Genomic DNA, 1029 nt, shown 5'->3' with positions numbered 1-1029 from the left:
TGGCAACACCATCGGTGCCATTGGCCAGGGTGTAGGTCCATTGGCCGTTGCTGTCCACGGCGATCGAGCCAAAGGTGCCGGTATTTGACTCGGCAATACTCCAAGTGGCGGTGGCATCGTGATCGATGTCAGCCGAACTGAACTGGCCGCTGACGCTGAGCTTGATGTCTTCCTGCACCGCGCCGGCCTCGTTGCCGGTCGCGAAGCTGAGCACCGGCGCATCGTTGCTGCCGGTGACGGTGATAGTCACCAGTTGGGTGTCGACACCGCCGAGGCCATCGCTGACTTGCACCGTAAACACGTCGTTGTGACTCTCGCCCGCCTTCAGCGACTGCACCGCACTGGCAACACCATCGGTGCCATTGGCCAGGGTGTAGGTCCACTTGCCAGTGTTGTCCACCGCGATCGAACCAAAGGTGCCGGTATTTGACCCGGCAATACTCCAAGTGGCCGTGGCGTCGTGATCGATGTCGGTCGAACTGAACTGGCCGCTGACGCTGAGCTTGATGTCTTCCTGCACCGCGCCGGCATCATTGCCGGTCGAGAAACCGAGCACTGGCGCGTCATTGGTGCCGGTGACGGTGATGGTCACCAGCTGGGTGTCCACGCCGCCGAGGCCGTCGCTGACTTGCACCGTAAATACGTCATTGTGACTCTCGCCCGCCTTCAGCGACTGCACCGCACTGGCAACACCTTCGGTGCCGTTGGCCAGGTTGTAGGTCCACTTGCCGGTGTTGTCCACCGCGATCGAGCCGTAGGTTCCAGTTGGCGAGCCATTGATGCTCCAGGTCGCCGTGGCATCGTGATCGATGTCGGCCGAACTGAACTGGCCGCTGACGCTGAGCTTGATGTCTTCCTGCACCGCGCCGGCATCATTGCCGGTCGAGAAACCGAGCACTGGCGCGTCATTGGTGCCGGTAATGGTGACGGTCACCAGTTGGGTGTCGACGCCGCCGAGGCCGTCGCTGACCTGTACGCTGAACACTTCGTTGTGACTCTCGCCCGCCTTCAGCGACTGCACCGCACTGG

At 62.0% G+C, this 1029-nt stretch carries 1 protein-coding gene; it reads right to left on the bottom strand.

The genetic code is table 11. The features are described 5' to 3' along the window. The coding region (locus PMI29_RS21790) for a VCBS domain-containing protein (protein WP_007995701.1) at nucleotides 1–1029 on the bottom strand (1029 nt) is incomplete at both ends.

The sequence above is a fragment of the Pseudomonas sp. GM49 genome (genome assembly GCF_000282355.1).
Classification (GTDB): Bacteria; Pseudomonadota; Gammaproteobacteria; order Pseudomonadales; family Pseudomonadaceae; genus Aquipseudomonas.
This window is presented reverse-complemented; position numbering and strand designations above follow the sequence as displayed.